Source organism: Metabacillus schmidteae (assembly GCF_903166545.1).
Lineage (GTDB): Bacteria > Bacillota > Bacilli > Bacillales > Bacillaceae > Metabacillus > Metabacillus schmidteae.
This window is the reverse complement of the sequence record NZ_CAESCH010000001.1, coordinates 3481174-3497277: the sequence shown is the minus strand read 5'-3', so window position 1 is coordinate 3497277 and position 16104 is coordinate 3481174. Positions and strand designations below refer to the sequence as shown.

Annotated in this window: 19 protein-coding genes; 17 read left to right on the top strand and 2 right to left on the bottom strand. The window is 33.9% G+C overall.

What is annotated here, in order from left to right; genetic code table 11:
• The first annotated feature begins 135 nt into the window (after positions 1-135).
• The 8 genes from HWV59_RS16995 (at position 136) to HWV59_RS16960 (ending at position 6351) form a co-directional block, all read left to right on the top strand.
• Entirely contained in the window at positions 136-1260 is a 1125-nt protein-coding gene (locus HWV59_RS16995) for a conserved virulence factor C family protein (RefSeq protein WP_175639578.1), read from the top strand.
• Between the two features lie 353 nt (positions 1261-1613).
• Entirely contained in the window at positions 1614-2048 is a 435-nt protein-coding gene (locus tag HWV59_RS16990) for a BrxA/BrxB family bacilliredoxin (protein ID WP_102229049.1), read from the top strand.
• A 104-nt stretch (positions 2049-2152) separates the two neighbouring features.
• Entirely contained in the window at positions 2153-2929 is a 777-nt protein-coding gene (locus tag HWV59_RS16985) for a class I SAM-dependent methyltransferase (protein ID WP_175639577.1), read from the top strand.
• A 33-nt stretch (positions 2930-2962) separates the two neighbouring features.
• The gene (locus tag HWV59_RS16980) at positions 2963-3094 is read left to right on the top strand and encodes a YuzL family protein (RefSeq protein WP_175639576.1); all 132 of its coding nucleotides are present in this window, start codon (positions 2963-2965) and stop codon (positions 3092-3094) included.
• A 324-nt stretch (positions 3095-3418) separates the two neighbouring features.
• A complete protein-coding gene (locus HWV59_RS16975) occupies positions 3419-4024 on the top strand; it encodes a YpjP family protein (protein WP_175639575.1) in 606 nt (201 codons plus the stop codon).
• A 260-nt stretch (positions 4025-4284) separates the two neighbouring features.
• Entirely contained in the window at positions 4285-5025 is a 741-nt protein-coding gene (locus tag HWV59_RS16970; protein WP_175639574.1) for an anthrax toxin lethal factor-related metalloendopeptidase, read from the top strand.
• Between the two features lie 43 nt (positions 5026-5068).
• Entirely contained in the window at positions 5069-5863 is a 795-nt protein-coding gene (locus tag HWV59_RS16965) for a thymidylate synthase (protein WP_175639573.1), read from the top strand.
• Positions 5860-6351, top strand: a complete 492-nt coding sequence (locus HWV59_RS16960) for a dihydrofolate reductase (RefSeq protein WP_175639572.1) — start codon at positions 5860-5862, stop codon at positions 6349-6351. The genes HWV59_RS16965 and HWV59_RS16960 overlap by 4 nt, the downstream gene beginning before the upstream one ends.
• Before the next feature lie 51 nt (positions 6352-6402).
• Here HWV59_RS16960 and trhA read toward each other — a convergent pair whose 3' ends face one another.
• Positions 6403-7044, bottom strand: coding sequence for a PAQR family membrane homeostasis protein TrhA (trhA, locus tag HWV59_RS16955; protein WP_175639571.1), 642 nt, complete (start codon positions 7042-7044; stop codon positions 6403-6405).
• Positions 7045-7160: 116 nt separating this feature from the next.
• Positions 7161-7370 carry a hypothetical protein gene (locus HWV59_RS16950; RefSeq protein ID WP_175639570.1) on the bottom strand — a complete coding sequence of 70 codons (210 nt, stop codon included), beginning with the start codon at positions 7368-7370 and terminating at the stop codon, positions 7161-7163.
• 152 nt (positions 7371-7522) lie between these two features.
• Here HWV59_RS16950 and ilvA point away from each other — a divergent pair, with 152 nt between their 5' ends.
• The 9 genes from ilvA (at position 7523) to HWV59_RS16905 (ending at position 16087) form a co-directional block, all read left to right on the top strand.
• Entirely contained in the window at positions 7523-8791 is a 1269-nt protein-coding gene (gene ilvA, locus HWV59_RS16945; RefSeq protein ID WP_175639569.1) for a threonine ammonia-lyase IlvA, read from the top strand.
• 105 nt (positions 8792-8896) lie between these two features.
• Positions 8897-9148 (top strand): DUF2535 family protein, encoded by a 252-nt coding sequence (locus HWV59_RS16940; protein WP_102229041.1) that lies wholly within the window; start codon positions 8897-8899, stop codon positions 9146-9148.
• 113 nt (positions 9149-9261) lie between these two features.
• The gene (locus tag HWV59_RS16935) at positions 9262-10104 is read left to right on the top strand and encodes a DegV family protein (RefSeq protein ID WP_175639568.1); all 843 of its coding nucleotides are present in this window, start codon (positions 9262-9264) and stop codon (positions 10102-10104) included.
• A 242-nt stretch (positions 10105-10346) separates the two neighbouring features.
• Complete coding sequence (locus tag HWV59_RS16930; RefSeq protein ID WP_235991767.1) at positions 10347-11306, top strand: nucleoside hydrolase; 960 nt, start codon at positions 10347-10349, stop codon at positions 11304-11306.
• Between the two features lie 104 nt (positions 11307-11410).
• Positions 11411-11998 carry an SCO family protein gene (locus tag HWV59_RS16925; protein WP_102229039.1) on the top strand — a complete coding sequence of 196 codons (588 nt, stop codon included), beginning with the start codon at positions 11411-11413 and terminating at the stop codon, positions 11996-11998.
• 211 nt (positions 11999-12209) lie between these two features.
• Positions 12210-13016, top strand: coding sequence for an SGNH/GDSL hydrolase family protein (locus HWV59_RS16920; RefSeq protein WP_102229038.1), 807 nt, complete (start codon positions 12210-12212; stop codon positions 13014-13016).
• 4 nt (positions 13017-13020) lie between these two features.
• Positions 13021-13602 (top strand): YpmS family protein, encoded by a 582-nt coding sequence (locus HWV59_RS16915; RefSeq protein WP_175639567.1) that lies wholly within the window; start codon positions 13021-13023, stop codon positions 13600-13602.
• A 199-nt stretch (positions 13603-13801) separates the two neighbouring features.
• Complete coding sequence (locus HWV59_RS16910; protein WP_175639566.1) at positions 13802-14962, top strand: FxLYD domain-containing protein; 1161 nt, start codon at positions 13802-13804, stop codon at positions 14960-14962.
• A 3-nt stretch (positions 14963-14965) separates the two neighbouring features.
• Positions 14966-16087 carry a S1C family serine protease gene (locus HWV59_RS16905; protein WP_175639565.1) on the top strand — a complete coding sequence of 374 codons (1122 nt, stop codon included), beginning with the start codon at positions 14966-14968 and terminating at the stop codon, positions 16085-16087.
• Positions 16088-16104: the final 17 nt, after the last annotated feature.

Genomic DNA, 16104 nt, shown 5'->3' with positions numbered 1-16104 from the left:
TATTCCCCCTAAAAAAATAATATGCCACACAAGAGGTCATTCTCAATCTAGTATGTAGGTGAAATCCTTTGAATAGCATGTGTGAATAAGGCTATGTTACAATATCATTACGAAAATAATAAAGGAGTGCGCATAATGAAGATTAAGTCTATTGAACCTACTCCTAGTCCTAATACGATGAAGGTTCTTTTAACAGAGGAGCTTCCTTCTGGAAAAAGCAATAATTACAAAAAAGATTCAGCGGCAGATGCACCGCAAATCATTAAAGATATTCTTGCTATAGAAGGTGTTAAAGGAGTTTATCATGTTGCAGATTTCCTTGCTGTTGAAAGAAATGCAAAATATGATTGGAAAGATTTGTTAGCACAGGTGCGCCAGGCATTCGGGGAAAACGTGGAAGAAGGTACAGCAGGAAATGAAAATAATGAAGAAGCATTCGGGGAAGTTAAAGTATTTATCCAAATGTTTAATCAAATTCCAATGCAAGTGAAATTAACAGATGGAATGACAGAACAACGATTTGGATTGCCAGATCGTTTTAAAGAAGCAGTATTTACAGCTCAGCAATCAAATGAAAATGTCGTTTTAGATCGCCAGTGGAAAGAACATGGAGTTCGGTATGGAGATCTAGTAGATGTTGGAAAAGAGGTTGTAGATGAGATCAATGCTGCATATTCTAATGAACGTCTTAACAATTTACTAAAAGCTTTATCGGAAAATAAAGAAAAGGCGAAAATACAGCCTCGAAACTCGTATAAAGTAACAACTGAGATGCTGGACTCTGATGATTGGACAGAACGTTTTGCTCATTTAGATCAAATGGACCCTACTGAAGAAGATATACCTGTTTTAGAAAAAGCACTAAATGATGAGAAAACTTCGATAAGAAGGTTAGCAACTGTTTATTTAGGAATGATTGAAAAACCGGATGTTTTACCATTGCTTTACAAAGCTCTTAAGGATAAATCAGTTACGGTAAGAAGAACAGCTGGCGATTGCCTCTCAGATATTGGTGACCCTGCAGCAATAGAAGAAATGATGAATGCATTAAAAGACAAAAATAAATTAGTAAGATGGAGAGCAGCGATGTTTCTTTATGAAGTTGGAGATGAAAAAGCATTACCTGCATTAAAAGAGGCTGAACAGGACCCTGAATTTGAGGTTAGTATGCAGATTAAAATGGCTATTGAACGTATTGAGGGTGGCGAAGAAGCGAAAGGCTCTGTTTGGAAGCAGATGACAGAAAGTAGAAAAGACTAATTTTTATTAAATTGTTAGAACAACCAACCATTACAAGTGGTTGGTTGTTTTAAAAAGTAATTGAGACTTGCGCTGTTTAAGTATAGAATTTTGTACTAAGTTTTGGTGTCTAGCTCCAGGCGCCATCGGCGAAGCACAGGACGTGCAAGTGCAGTCAATGCGACAGGACGTCGCGTCTTTGACTGCCTCGAGTTCATAAGTCAAATAGGAATTGAAGGCAAAGAGACACCTTCTATTCCTATTCGCCTTATGCTTGTCGCCGAATGCTAAGCACCTTTCGCTTTTCTTATTTGCAATGAGAAATAGGCTATAGTATTCTAAAAATACATGTGAAGTACTTGGAGGGATTAATGATGTCAATGGCATACGAAGAATATATGAGACAAATGGTCAAACCTATGAGAGCAGAATTAACAAATGCCGGGTTTGAAGAATTGACAAGTGAAGAAGCTGTAGAACAATTTATGAACGAAGAGAATGGGACTGTTCTAGTTGTTGTAAATTCTGTTTGTGGATGTGCAGCTGGCTTAGCTAGACCTGCTGCTACACAATCTGTCCTAAATGCAGATAAAAAACCTAATAGGCTAGTTACAGTGTTTGCCGGTCAGGATAAAGAGGCAACATCTAAGATGAGAGAATATTTTGAAGGATATGAGCCTTCTTCACCATCAATGGCCCTTTTGAAGGAAGGAAAAGTGGTTCATTTCATCCCTCGTCATGAAATTGAAGGGAATTCAATTGAAGCGATCATGCAAAATCTGGAAGGTTCATTTGAAAAGTATTGTTAAAAGGATGCTATGGCATCCTTTTTCTTATATTATCAAACATACATAAGGTGCTAAAAATAGTATCTTGGTGAAAACAAAGATTGTTATTCAAATAGGAGAAAAATATGATTATTACAACATCTGGAAGACCTGATGATAAGCTCGATTTATATGCGATGCAAATTGCTGATGCACTGGATGCTTCCTATCAAAAACGAAACAAAAGATCAGTATTAGATATAAAAAGGAGTGCTTCAGATCATGTTATAGTAGTGGGGAAAAACAGGATGGAATTACATTTTTTAGAAGAAGAGAGTCCGTTGTTTTTCCATCCTAATTCAGCGATGTTCAGGACAAAAAGGATAATGAAAGGTGAAAGGGATCCATTCATTGATGCATGCAATATGCAACCGGGTGACAAGGTTTTAGACTGCACATTAGGTCTTGCTTCTGATAGTATAGTTGCCAGTTATGTTCTGGGAGAAAAAGGGTTAATAGTTGGAATTGAAGGAAGCAGTTTTCTATCTTATCTCGTTGAAAAAGGTCTTAAACAATGGGAATCAGGGTTACCGATTATTGATGAAGCTATGAGGAGAATTGTGGTAAATGAGCAGGATCATTTAGAATTTCTCAAAAGCTGTGAAGATCATTCATTCGATGTTGTCTATTTTGATCCCATGTTTGAAGAATCCATTGAAGGCTCTGTTGGAATAGAGCCCTTAAAAAAAATAGCTACCTATTCACCACTGCAGATTGAGGCCATCACTGAAGCCAAACGTGTAGCCAAAAAAAGAGTTGTCTTAAAAGATCACTATAAAAGCTCAAGGTTCAAGCAATTTCATTTTGAAGTGAATGTTCGTAAATCTGCAAAATTCCATTATGGAGTTATAGAATTACCCTAATAGCAAATGATAAGAACATGGAGGTGTATTACTTTGGCAAAAAGAAAAGTTGACCCATCAAAAGCAGGACTTAGCTCTCCAAATGTTGAAGGGCAGGGAACAACCACTAATGAAACTGGTCGTCATCAGATGGATTCTGCTCGGAAGAAAACAAAAAGAACTTAACTAGAAAAGGGTGCTATTATTAAAATAAGCACCCTTTTCATATGTATTAATCTGTAATCTCAACGTAAATGAAGTATGCAAGTGTTATAAACGAAATGATGACAAATAAAGTATCGTAGCTCATTTTAAAGCCCCTCCTATTTATTATACTTACTATTTACCTGTACCCACTATTTTAAACGTTTTCTTACAACAATAAAAGAAGATAATTGTAATATTCTTCAATACAAATGATTTATAAAATTTGTCATGAAATTGATATATTATAACGTCCAACTCTATGGTAATATATTCATATAATCTTAAAGTTGGAGGAACGCTGCTATGAACAAATGGTTACGTAAATCTCTTGTTATACTTTTTTCAATTGCGACATTTGGTCTTGTTACACCACCTGCATCTTTAGCAGCTGTTCAGGATAAACCAACAGAAGATTCAGTATCAAATTCCAACGTATCCAACGAAACGACAAATCAATTAGCTGATTCAAATATTGATATTGAAGAAGAGAAAGAACTCTCAAATGAGGAACTTTTATCCAGTATTCTTTTAGAAGCAGAGCAAAAGTCATTTGTGAAATTTGGCGATAAAATTGGTCATGTCATTGAAGATGAATTTAAACAAATCATTTTTCCAAAAATGGAAGAAGTTATTACATATTATCTAAATGTGGAAGATGATGATCTTTTTCAACATATCGAAATTTCAAAACCTTCTGGTGGAACAGGAGAAAAGATTTTTCACATTTATCATTCCCAAACAGGTGAAGATTTACTTCGATTTCATGTGAGAAGAGAAAATCGGCCTCTAGATGGTTACTGGTTCAATTTCCATTATCATACTTATCATGATTCTTTTCAGTCTCATAAAGATTTAGGAAGTATTTATTGGGATAAGAATACTCCTCCAAATTGGATGAGTTATCATTGATATAGTTATTTAAAGCTTAGAGTATGCATACTGATGTATACTCTTTTTTGTGGTCTTTGCCTGTAGAAGCGAACCAATTCAAAAGCGCTTTGTTTGTGCTTAAAAGGAAAAGAATTCATCCATCATTATTCTAGTAGAATCAACTAAGATATGATAATATTTTAATATAATGTTTATGATAGAAACTCCTAATATATAAAATACCTCATATTGAATAATTCTTCTGCAAAGCCTTATTGAACAAAGAAAGGATGCACAACATGAAAAAGACAGGTATCGGACTTTTCATCATCCTTATTTGTATTCCTTTTTATCATCTTGCTAAAGCTTTCCCAGAAGGTAAGCCTCTTTCCAACTACCAATTTGTTACTACAGGTTATACTCTCTCTAAACCTGTAGTAAACGAATTAATTTTATTGCCAGGTAATGAGTTTTCTGAGAAAGAAGCCTTGAAGATGATAAATAATATTCAAAAAGTAGATGAAAATATTTTGTTGTTAGCAGTTGAGGAAAGTATACAGGTCCAATTATTTACAGGATCTTTAACAAATCTGAATGGACTAAGTGAATTAAAAAATGTAAAACCAAAAGGATACGGAGAAAATGACCCAAATTGGGAGTTGGTTCCGGGTATGAGTGATGATCGTGTAGTTTATGCGAAAATTGGCCATAGTGAATTTGGAAAAGGACATGGTTCCATTTGCTTAGAACTTCATGAATTAGCACATGCAATTGACCGTTATGTATTTCATTATGTTCGGTTTGACCCGATCTTTATTAACATTTGGAAACAAGAGGTTGATCAACTCTTTCCATTGAACAATTACTTTCTACAGTTCCCGGAAGAATACTTCGCAGAAACCTTTGCCATGTATTACTATGACGAAAAAAGTAAGAAAGCTCTTAATGAAAAGGCTCCACTAACCTATAAATATATGAATTCATTAGAACAAAAGGCAATAGAGCAGCAGAACAATTTATATGTAAATTCCCAATATTAAATGGTAAAATACATGAAGGAATAAAAATAAGGGAAGTGTCTTAATGAAGCAATACTTAGATTTATGTAAGCATGTTCTTGAAAATGGTGTAAAGAAGGAAGACCGTACTGGTACGGGAACAATTAGTACATTTGGTTATCAAATGAGATTCAATCTCCAAGAGGGATTTCCGCTTATCACAACGAAAAAGCTTCATACTAAATCAATCATTCATGAATTATTATGGTTTTTAAAAGGAGATACAAACGTAAAATACTTGCAGGAAAATGGTGTTAGAATTTGGAATGAGTGGGCTGATGAGAACGGTGAGTTAGGTCCTGTTTATGGACATCAATGGAGAGCATGGCCTGCAAGAGATGGATCGACAATTGATCAAATTACGAAAGTAGTAGACCAAATTAAAAATAATCCTGATTCAAGAAGGTTAATTGTTTCTGCCTGGAATGTTGCAGATGTAGATAATATGGCATTGCCGCCTTGTCATTGCTTTTTTCAGTTTTATGTTGCGGATGGAAAGCTTTCATGTCAACTATACCAAAGATCCGCTGATGTATTCCTAGGAGTCCCTTTTAATATTGCATCCTATGCATTATTAGTTTATATGATGGCAAAAGTAACCAACTTAGAGGTAGGGGAATTTGTTCATACATTTGGTGATGTTCACATTTATTCAAATCATATTGAGCAGGTAAAAGAACAATTACAAAGAGATCCTCGACAATTACCAACTCTAACAATTAAAAGAGACGTAACATCCATTTTTGATTTTTCATTTGATGATTTTGTATTTGAAAATTACGATCCACATCCTCATATAAAAGGAGTTGTCAGTGTTTGATATCATTACTTGTTGCAATGGATAAACATCGCCTTATTGGCAGAGATAATCAATTGCCGTGGCATCTTCCGCAAGACTTGGCATACTTTAAAAAAGTAACAATGAATCATAAAATTGTTATGGGAAGAAAAACATTTGAATCGATTGGAAGGCCTCTTCCAGGGCGAGAAAATATAATAGTAACAAGGGATAAAGCATATACTCAAAAAGGGTGTACAATTCTACATTCTATTGAAGAAATTATAGAGCTGTCTTCACATTCAAAAGATGAATTATTTGTAATCGGTGGAGCAGAAATTTTTAAAGAAATATTACCGGTTAGTGATCGGTTATATATTACAGAGATTGACCATGAGTTTGAAGGAGATACTTATTTTCCAGACAGAAAACATTCTGAATGGAAGAAAGTATCAGATGAAAAGGGGATTAAGGACGAAAAAAATCCTTATGACTATCATTTTGTGGTTTATGAGAGAGTAGCTATCTAACAATAAGAAAAGCAGGGCTAGCCAGTTTACTGGCATGGCCCTGCTTTTGTTTTAAGGTAAAAGATATAGTAAAACAGAAAAAAAGTGAAGAACAGTTCCTGCTAGGACAAATAGATGCCAGACAGCATGATGGTATTTAAACCCTCGCCATACATAAAAGATAGCTCCGATTGTATATAATACACCGCCAATTACAAGAAGTATGACACCATTTAACGGTACATTTGTAATAATATGATTCCAGGCAAAAACAATTAACCAGCCCATTATGACGTACATAATAGTTGAAAAGAATAGATATTTCTTTACAAAAAATGATTTGAAGATTGTCCCGCCAATTGCGAGTCCCCAAACAATTCCAAATAATGTCCAACCAATCCAGCCCTTTACGGCAATGAAAAGGAATGGAGTGTATGTGCCGGCAATAAAAAAATAAATTGCAGAGTGGTCCAAAATCTCAAAGAAATCTTTCGCTTTACCAGCAGGGAAGCTGTGGACAAGAGTAGATGCTGTATATAATAAAACCATAGTGGCTCCAAATAAGGTAAAGCTTACGATATGCCAAGCGGTACCATGTAAAGAAGAAAAAACAATTAAGATGACCAAGCCCGCTATGCTTAATAAGCCACCAATACCATGTGTTATGGAGTTTGCAATTTCTTCCCCTTTTGAAAAGGTATGTGTATTTGCCATTTTCTTCTCCTTTCAGTCTTTCAAAACTACCGTAAAATTATCAGGTAATTTGTCTATTATATCACTAGATCATAGTAAGACACCAATGTTATATATGATATAATGAGACACAAATTTTAATTTTGTACGATTTGTTGTAAGGATGAAAGAATCTCATTGAACAATTCTTTGTCTTCAAATTCTTGTTTCGACCAATTATTGTATTTCCAAAAATTCATTTCACTGGAGCTGTTAAAAACTACTCCACTTATATCTGCTTCCCGGATCATAAAACGTCCATTCTCTGGGTCTGCACATTCGTTACATCTTTTAATTTCATACTCCATTATTTTATCACTTCAGCAGCTTTTATTGTGTAAATTTTAATTGACAGAACTTGTAATTCTAAAAATAATATGAAATTTTATAATATTTCATTTATATTTTGAATATTCATGATATAATTTCAAATTAACAAGAAGTTGAAAGGACCGTGACAATGAAACAAGCTATCAATGATACGCACAATGTATATGTAGAAGATATCTTAAAAGCACATCACCTTCTAAAGGATGTTGTGACACATACACCATTACAAAAAAATGAACAACTTTCTGAAAGATACGAATGTAACGTATACTTAAAACGTGAGGATTTACAGGTTGTTCGTTCGTTTAAAATCCGTGGTGCTTTTAATAAAATTAAACAATTAGAGACTGAAGCAACTGTAAATGGCATTGTTTGTGCAAGTGCCGGAAATCATGCACAAGGTGTGGCCTATTCGTGTAGACAATTAAAAATACATGGGAAAATTTTTATGCCTTCTACCACTCCTAGACAAAAAGTGTCACAAGTTGAATTATTTGGAAAAGAATTCGTTGAGATCATTTTAACCGGAGATACGTTTGATGATGCATATCAAAAAGCTGTTGTTTGTTGTGAAGAAGAAAAACGTACTTTTATCCATCCATTTGATGACACAGATGTCATAGCTGGTCAAGGAACTGTTGCAGTTGAAATCTTAAATGATGTTGACGTCGAAATTGATTTTGTTTTAGCCAGCGTTGGTGGTGGTGGTCTAATTTCCGGAATAGGTACTTATTTTAATGCTATCTCTCCAACAACGAAAGTCATTGGTGTTGAACCAGCAGGTGCGCCGGCTTTATATCAATCTAGGGTTGAAAACAAAGTAGTTTCTCTTGATAAAATCGATAAATTTGTTGATGGTGCTGCAGTTAAGAAAGTTGGAGACAAAACATTTTTGATCTGTAATGATGTTGTGGAAGATGTGTTATTAGTACCTGAAGGTAAGATTTGTACAACCATTTTAAATTTATATAATGAAAATGCCATTGTCGCTGAACCAGCAGGGGCTTTGTCCATAGCTGCACTTGATTTTTTACAAGATCAAATTAAAGGAAAAAATGTTGTTTGTGTTGTTAGCGGCGGGAATAATGATATTGGAAGAATGCAGGAAATTAAAGAGCGCTCTATGATGTATGAAGGACTACAGCATTATTTTATTGTGAATTTCCCACAACGTGCAGGTGCACTTAGAGAATTTCTAGATGAAGTTTTAGGTCCAAATGATGATATCAATCGTTTTGAATATACAAAGAAAAATAATAAAGATAAAGGTCCAGCTCTCGTAGGAATTGAGCTGAAACAAAAAGAGGATTATGATCCACTTCTTCAACGGATGAAAAATAAGGGCTTTTTCTTTAAAGAAGTTAATAAAGACAGCACTCTTTTTCATTTACTAATATAATTGTTTATTACTCTAAAAAAAATATTTCATTAGACAAAATTAGACAGACTTCCATTTGGAATTGGGTTATAATATAGGAAACGGGTAAAAAAGAGGATTGATAACTTGTTATTCAAAAGCCTAGAGTTCAAGTTAATGAGTGGACATAAGGTAAAGATTACTGATATTCCAGTATTGGAGGAAGATAACAGATACGGTTTCATGCTTCAAATCCGTTTACAAAAACTTATAACCTTTATTCATGCGCAAAAGAATCCAAAGTCTATTTACTCTTTTAAAGATTATTTAAAAAAACGGCTGAAATGGCCCGATTATGAGGCGATATTCGGTAGCAGTGTACTAAAAAATAATGCTTAGGAAGAAAGGGAGCCATTCATCTTTGGCTCCTTTTCTTATTAATATTTAATAATTATTGATTATGTAGCAATTGACAGTATAATGAAGGTAGTATTTTTAGGGATGTGAATTGGTTGACCAAAATAAAGATTGTAACAGACTCTACAATTGATTTGAATAAAGATGTATTAAAAGAATATGACATTACAATTGTACCTTTATCAATAACAATTGATTCAAAAAATTATATTGATGGTGTTGATATTACTCCGGATGTTTTTATTGAAATGATGAGTCAAGCAAAGGAACTACCCAAAAGCTCCCAACCGCCTGTTGGTGAATTTTTGGAAATATATGATGAACTCGGTAAAGATGGAAGTGCCATTATTTCAATTCATATGGCAAAAGGATTAAGCGGAACAGTATCATCAGCCGACGCTGCAGCCAAAATGTCAGCATCAGACGTAACTGTCATCGATTCTATGTTTATTTCAAAAGCACTAGGTTTTCAAGTAATTGAATCTGCAAAAATGGCTAAAAACGGTGCATCAAAAGAAGAAATCCTTAATAGAATCGAAGAGATCCGTTCTAATACAACGCTGTATATAAGTGTTGATACACTTGAGAACCTTGTTAAGGGCGGTCGGATTGGCCGTGGAAAAGCACTTATAGGCTCTTTGCTTAACATAAAACCAATAGCAAAGCTGCAGGATGGTCTATACACTCCTGTAGGGAAAGTAAGGAGTCAATCACAGGCTGTTAAATATTTAGCAAAGCAATTCGCTGAGGAAGTAAAAGGTAAAACAGTCAAAGCAGTAGGGATTGCACATGCCGATGCGTTTGGATTTGCAAACGATTTAAAAAAAGCGGTAGTTGAATTGAGTTCAATTAAACATGTTGATATATCTTTTACAACTCCGATTATTTCTACACATACAGGCAAAGGTGCAATTGGATTTATGTTTTATGCAGAATAATAAATAAAAGGGCGACTTTGTATGATCTTTCTTAATTGTAGAAAGATTAATACAAGGTCGCTTTTTATTGGAATTAAAAGAAAAGGCAACGAACATACTATTAATTTAGCATATTATGAGAAATGGATAGGCACTCAATTGAGTCAATTATCATAAAAATATCATAAGTTAGAAGAAATGTAATCTACTCTTCCAAAAAATCTGTATCCATAAAATTATATACTGAACAGAATTTGAAGGTGGTGTCTAGAATCGCTAAAAAAGTATTGTTCATCGGAGATTTTGGAATTGATGATATTGTTGCATTATTATATGCTTTTTATAGTGAAGATATTGATATTGTTGGGGTTGTAGTTGATTATGGGAATATTTCAAAAGACAATGCAACAAGAACAGCCACATATTTAAGTGAATTGACAGGTTTAACAAATATCCCAATTATCGGTGGGGCAGTTAGACCTCTAACCGGAGAAGACCCAACTTATTTTCCTGAAATTCATGGAGAATATGGTTTAGGTCCCATTACACCTGATTTAAAAGAACCTATTCCGGAATTTGAGAATTTCCATGAAATTGTTAACGTAATTGAGTCATATCAGAATGAAGTCGTGATTGTGAATGTAGGGAGATTAACCTCTCTAGCAACTGCAGTTGTCCTCTATCCAACTCTTCTCTCACAAGTAAAAGAGCTTTTTATTATGGGGGGAGCATTTCTATATCCGGGAAATGCTACACCTATAGCGGAAGCGAACTTTCATAGTGATCATTATGCTGCCAATTTAGTTTTAAGTAAAGCACAAAAGGCTAAAATTTTCCCATTGAATGTCACTAGTTATGCAATTATTCCGGACAATTATCTGAATGATTTAGACAAACATTTTTCCCGTCTGGGAGATCAAGCAGGAATGTTATTAAAGCCTATTATCGATTATTATACAAAATGGTATAAAGAGAGAGATCCTTCCATATTGGGTGGACCACTGCATGATTTGTTAACAATATGGGCTGTAGCAAATAGTCAGTATTTTGAGTTCATTGAAAAACCTGTCAAAATAAGTACAGAAAGTGATGATGCACGCGGTCAAAGTATTGGAGACTTTAGGCCTTTTAAAAATCTTGCTGATTATCCTACGCATTTTATTGCGAGTAAATTTGATCTAGCATATTTTTTAGAGGATATCTATTTTACCTTTAAAAAATAAAAAGATGATAAGGTAGTCATAAAATCTTCACACTATATAACTTTAACTTTTCAGACAACTTTGATAAAATTCTTTTTGTTGAAGTGAAAGAAGGTGAAGATATTATGTTGGAACAAAAGAAATTATTAGTTGTTATGTTGGGTATTTTCCTGTTGATTTTAACTGGGTGTGGAAATCAAACACCAATTGAAGACCCCTTAAATTATGAAGTGCAATCATTTAGTTATACAAATCAGAATGGTGAGGCTGTATCATTGGATGATCTTAAAGGGAATGTATGGGTAGCAAATTTTATTTTTACAAATTGTGAGACTGTATGTCCTCCAATGACTGCACATATGAGTGAATTGCAAGAGAAGATGAAAAGCAAAGGTGTAAATGCCAGAATTATTTCGTTTAGTGTTGATCCTGAAGTTGATACACCCGAAAAAATTAAAGAGTTTACAGCACCTTATTCCATTTCATTTGAAAATTGGGATTTCCTAACTGGTTATTCGCAAAAAGAAATCGAAGAGTTTGCAAGAGAGAGCTTTAAAACAATCGTTCAAAAGCCCAAAACGGGTGATCAAGTCGTGCATGGAACATCTTTTTATGTCATTGACCAAAATGGAGTCGTCATGAAGGACTATAACGGTGTGGAAAATCCACCATATGATCAAATAATCCAAGATATTAATGCGCTTAATAAGTAAATTGTAATGAGGTCAGATCTCACAAAAACACGCCACTATAGCTTTTTTTTTATGATGTCAGCTGTAAATTGCGTTTGTGATATCTGACCTTTTTATTTGAACAAGACCTTTTGGTTTTGGAAAACAAATATTCCAATATATAGGCTAGTTATAAAACAAAAAATGAATCCATGTTATAATAGGCTTTTATATTAAATGACAGGGTGATTCTATGATTCAAAAGATCATTACCATCAGTATATTAAGCTTGGTTCTTACGGGGTGTATGTCTGAATCAATATCAACACTTGCAACCAAACCAGTTTCTCTGACACAAAAAGAGGAACCAACAGATGAGTTCATCCCCAGATCAATAAATCTTGTTGCTCTTGGAGATTCGTTAACAAAGGGAGTAGGAGATGGATCTGATCAAGGTGGATATGTTGGTAGAATAACAGAAATGTTAGAGGGTGAAAAAGGTATCAAAGAAGTTCAAGTTAAAAACTTCGGTATGAAAGGTCATAAAACAACGAATCTGGAAAAGAGATTAAAAGAAGAGGAAGTTATTCAATCGTTGCAACAAGCAGACATGATTGTTATGACAATTGGTGGAAATGATATTATGAATGTAGTTCGTCAAAATATATTTTCTTTGGACTTTGAACCTTTTCGTGCAGAACAACTTAACTTTGAAAGAAGATTAACTGATATTTTCGGAATGATTCGTGATTACAATTCTGACGCCCTTATTGTATTTGTAGGACTATATAACCCATTTAAATTTATGTTGCCGAATTTAACTGAGATTGATCAAATTATTGAGGAATGGAACAATGGATCAAAACAAATAATAACTAATGATAAATATGGAGTGTTTGTACCTGTTGAAGATATTTTCTCATCTCAAATGGATCAAAAATTACTTTATAAAGATGAGTTTCATCCAAATGAGAGAGGGTATACATTAATGGCAGACCGAATTTATCAAGTTTTGACTGGTGAAGATATTACAATGAAGTTTAGTGGTAGAAATGAGTGATTTAATGAAAAAATGGAAGATGTTGTTTCTTGTACTTGCTGGTATTAATTTGCTTTTTTTGATTTTTATTATCTCCCTTTTATTTATGCCAGTTGAACAACCTCCAGAAAATAATAAAACATCACAACTTGATGGACAAGGAACAGTCCCTTTCTTAATTCGTACTGAAAAAAGTACGTTGACTAAATTAGTGAATCATTATCTGGAGCAAGAAACTGACCAAGAAAACTTAAAGTATTATGTAGAATTAGAAGATAATGTAAATGTCTATGGTGTTATTAAGGCTTTTAACAAGGAAATTGATATGAAACTAATTCTTGAACCGAAAGTTAAAGAAGATGGAAATGTGCAATTGCTTGTAAATGAATTAGCTATAGGCCAATTAAAACTCCCGGTATCATATGTATTAAAGTATATGAGTACTAACTATGATCTTCCGGAATATGTTGTCATAGACTCAAGTGAAAAACTTATAGATATTCACTTAAATGAACTGAATTTGAAAAATGGCTTAAGTGCCCGAGCGGAATCATTCAATCTTGCGAAAGATGATATAACCTTCACATTATATGTTCCATTACCTTAAGGTCTAACATATGTTAGACCTTTGCTTTTTACAAAAAATGGTTCAAATTACCCTGCTGTGTAAGTCTAGAATGATCACAGTGAAACATGTATACTATTAGGGATAGAATGTCGAAGTTAATTGATAGAGTTTTAGATTAAAAGTCTCTACAATTAAAAAAGAGGCTCTGTTCCCTTATTTAATAGAGAGGAGGAGCGTAATGTTCTGTACTAACTGTGGAGCGAATATTGTCGTAAAGACTGCGAATTATTGTTCAAATTGTGGAAAAGAACTGGAAGAACAACTTCATCCATCTTCATATAAAAAAAAGAAAATACTTGTTTATTTAACCCCATGTTTAAGTGTACTACTTGTTTCCTCAGGGTTATTTTTGACACATACATATGAGTCAAAGGTAAATGCCAAAGTTTTAAATTTCCAAGAGAAAGCTGAAAATGCTGCATTAAGTGGAGAATATAATAAGGCCTTATCATTGATTAATACCGGCCTTTCATACCGTAGTGATTACAGTGTTCTGAAGAAAGAAAAAGAAATCGTTGAATCTGTTATCGACTTAAATCAAGATCTAAATGATGTTGAACAAAAAATATTAAATGAACAGTTTGAAGACGCTCAAAAAGAACTTAACACAATTAAAAGACAAGTTGATACAACAACTTCACCATTGTTTGTGAAACTGACCTATGAAATTGACCAGGTTGAAACGAGTGTTAAGGTCGGTGCTATGAAAGAAGAAATTAATCAATTAACGACAATTGACGAACTAGCAGCTAAGCTGTCTACACTTTATTCTTTGGAAGTCCAGGAAGCTTCAGAAATAAAACAGCAAATTTATAAAAAAATGGTTAGTATAAGTGCTTCTGAAGCAGAAAGTTATCTGGAACAAAAGCACTTTAATAAGGCAATAAATTCTGTTGAGGACGCACTGCAATATGTAGTTAATAATGAAAAATTATTATCTTTAAAGGATCGAATTAACGGCGAAAAGACAGCATTTGAGGTAGCAGAGCAAGAGAGAATTAACAAGGCAATACAAGTTGCCAAAAAGGAAGAACAGATGAACCTCACTAAAGCTGTAGAATTAGTAGAGACAAAAGTTAACGTTGATAAATATGGTGATGCCTATATTAAAGGATCTGTAAAAAACAATGGTACGCAAAGTGTTCATTCAATAGTAATTGAATTTCGAGTTTTAAGTGAAAAAGGTTCTGTACTAGAAGAAGGCAAGACAAATGTTTTTCCAAATAAGTTACAGCCTGGTCAAGCAGGTGAATTTGAGCATATTTCATATTCAACGAAAGAAAAGGTAATGGTTGAGGTTACGAATATATCATGGCTTTTAGAAGAGAAGAAAGGATAATTTATGAAGAAAAGAATAATAGGTAGTATCATAGTATCCCTTCTAGTTTGGATTGCGGGTGGTGTAGGCTTTTTTTACATTAAGGAATTTACCGCAAAACAAGTTTACTCAGATTCAATGATTTTAAAACAAAACAATGATGTAAATAAGTACCACCCCCCACTTGAGTTAAAAGAAATCATTCGAGAAGCACAAAAAAAAGTCGTGATGGTTGAATTAGAGGATGGAACAGTCGGTTCTGGCTTTCTTTATAATAACAAAGGAGACATTATCACAAACGCACATGTAATAAGTGGTGCAAAACAGGTGAAAATTCGGACAACTGATGCGATGGGATATGATGGAGAAATTATTGGGATTAGTACTGAAACAGATGTTGCTGTTGTAAGAGTTAAAGGCTTAGAGAATATTGAACCATTAAAGCTGTCACCAAATACAACACTCGAATTAGGTGATGAAATTTTAGCTTTGGGAAGTCCCTTAGGATTTCAAAATACTGTAACAACTGGAATTATTAGTGGGACCGACAGAGAACTGGACGTAGAACCGTATAAGTATGATAATGTCTATCAAATATCTGCTCCGATTGCTCCAGGGAATAGTGGCGGACCTTTAATTGATCGGAAAACAGGTAGTGTCGTGGGAATTAATTCGGCAAGAATTGAACAAGGAAGCATCGGATTTAGCCTTCCTATTGGAACTGTACTGCCATTAGTTAATAGCTGGTCAGAAACTCCTATGAAAAACTTACCGATTGTAGAAGCAGTTGACGAAGTTGAAGAAATCGATGAAAATAAAATAATTGAGACAGCGGATTATCTTGTCAGCTATTATATTGATAGTTTAAATTATAAGGATTTTGTGACAGCATATTCACTATTGGGAAGTAATTGGCAAACAAACACTGATTTTCAATCATTTAGAAACGACTATTTGAATATTATATCAATTAAGGTTGAAGAACTTAAGACTACTAAGAATGAAGATAAAATTCTTGTAGAAACAGTGTTATCGATTGTGGAAAAAACAGGAAATGGACAAAAAAACACTTCTAAAAAAGTAAATTACGTTGTAGCTTATGAAAATGACCAAGCTAAAATTATTTCTAAGGAATATCTTGATTAGTCAGAATGCAATAGATA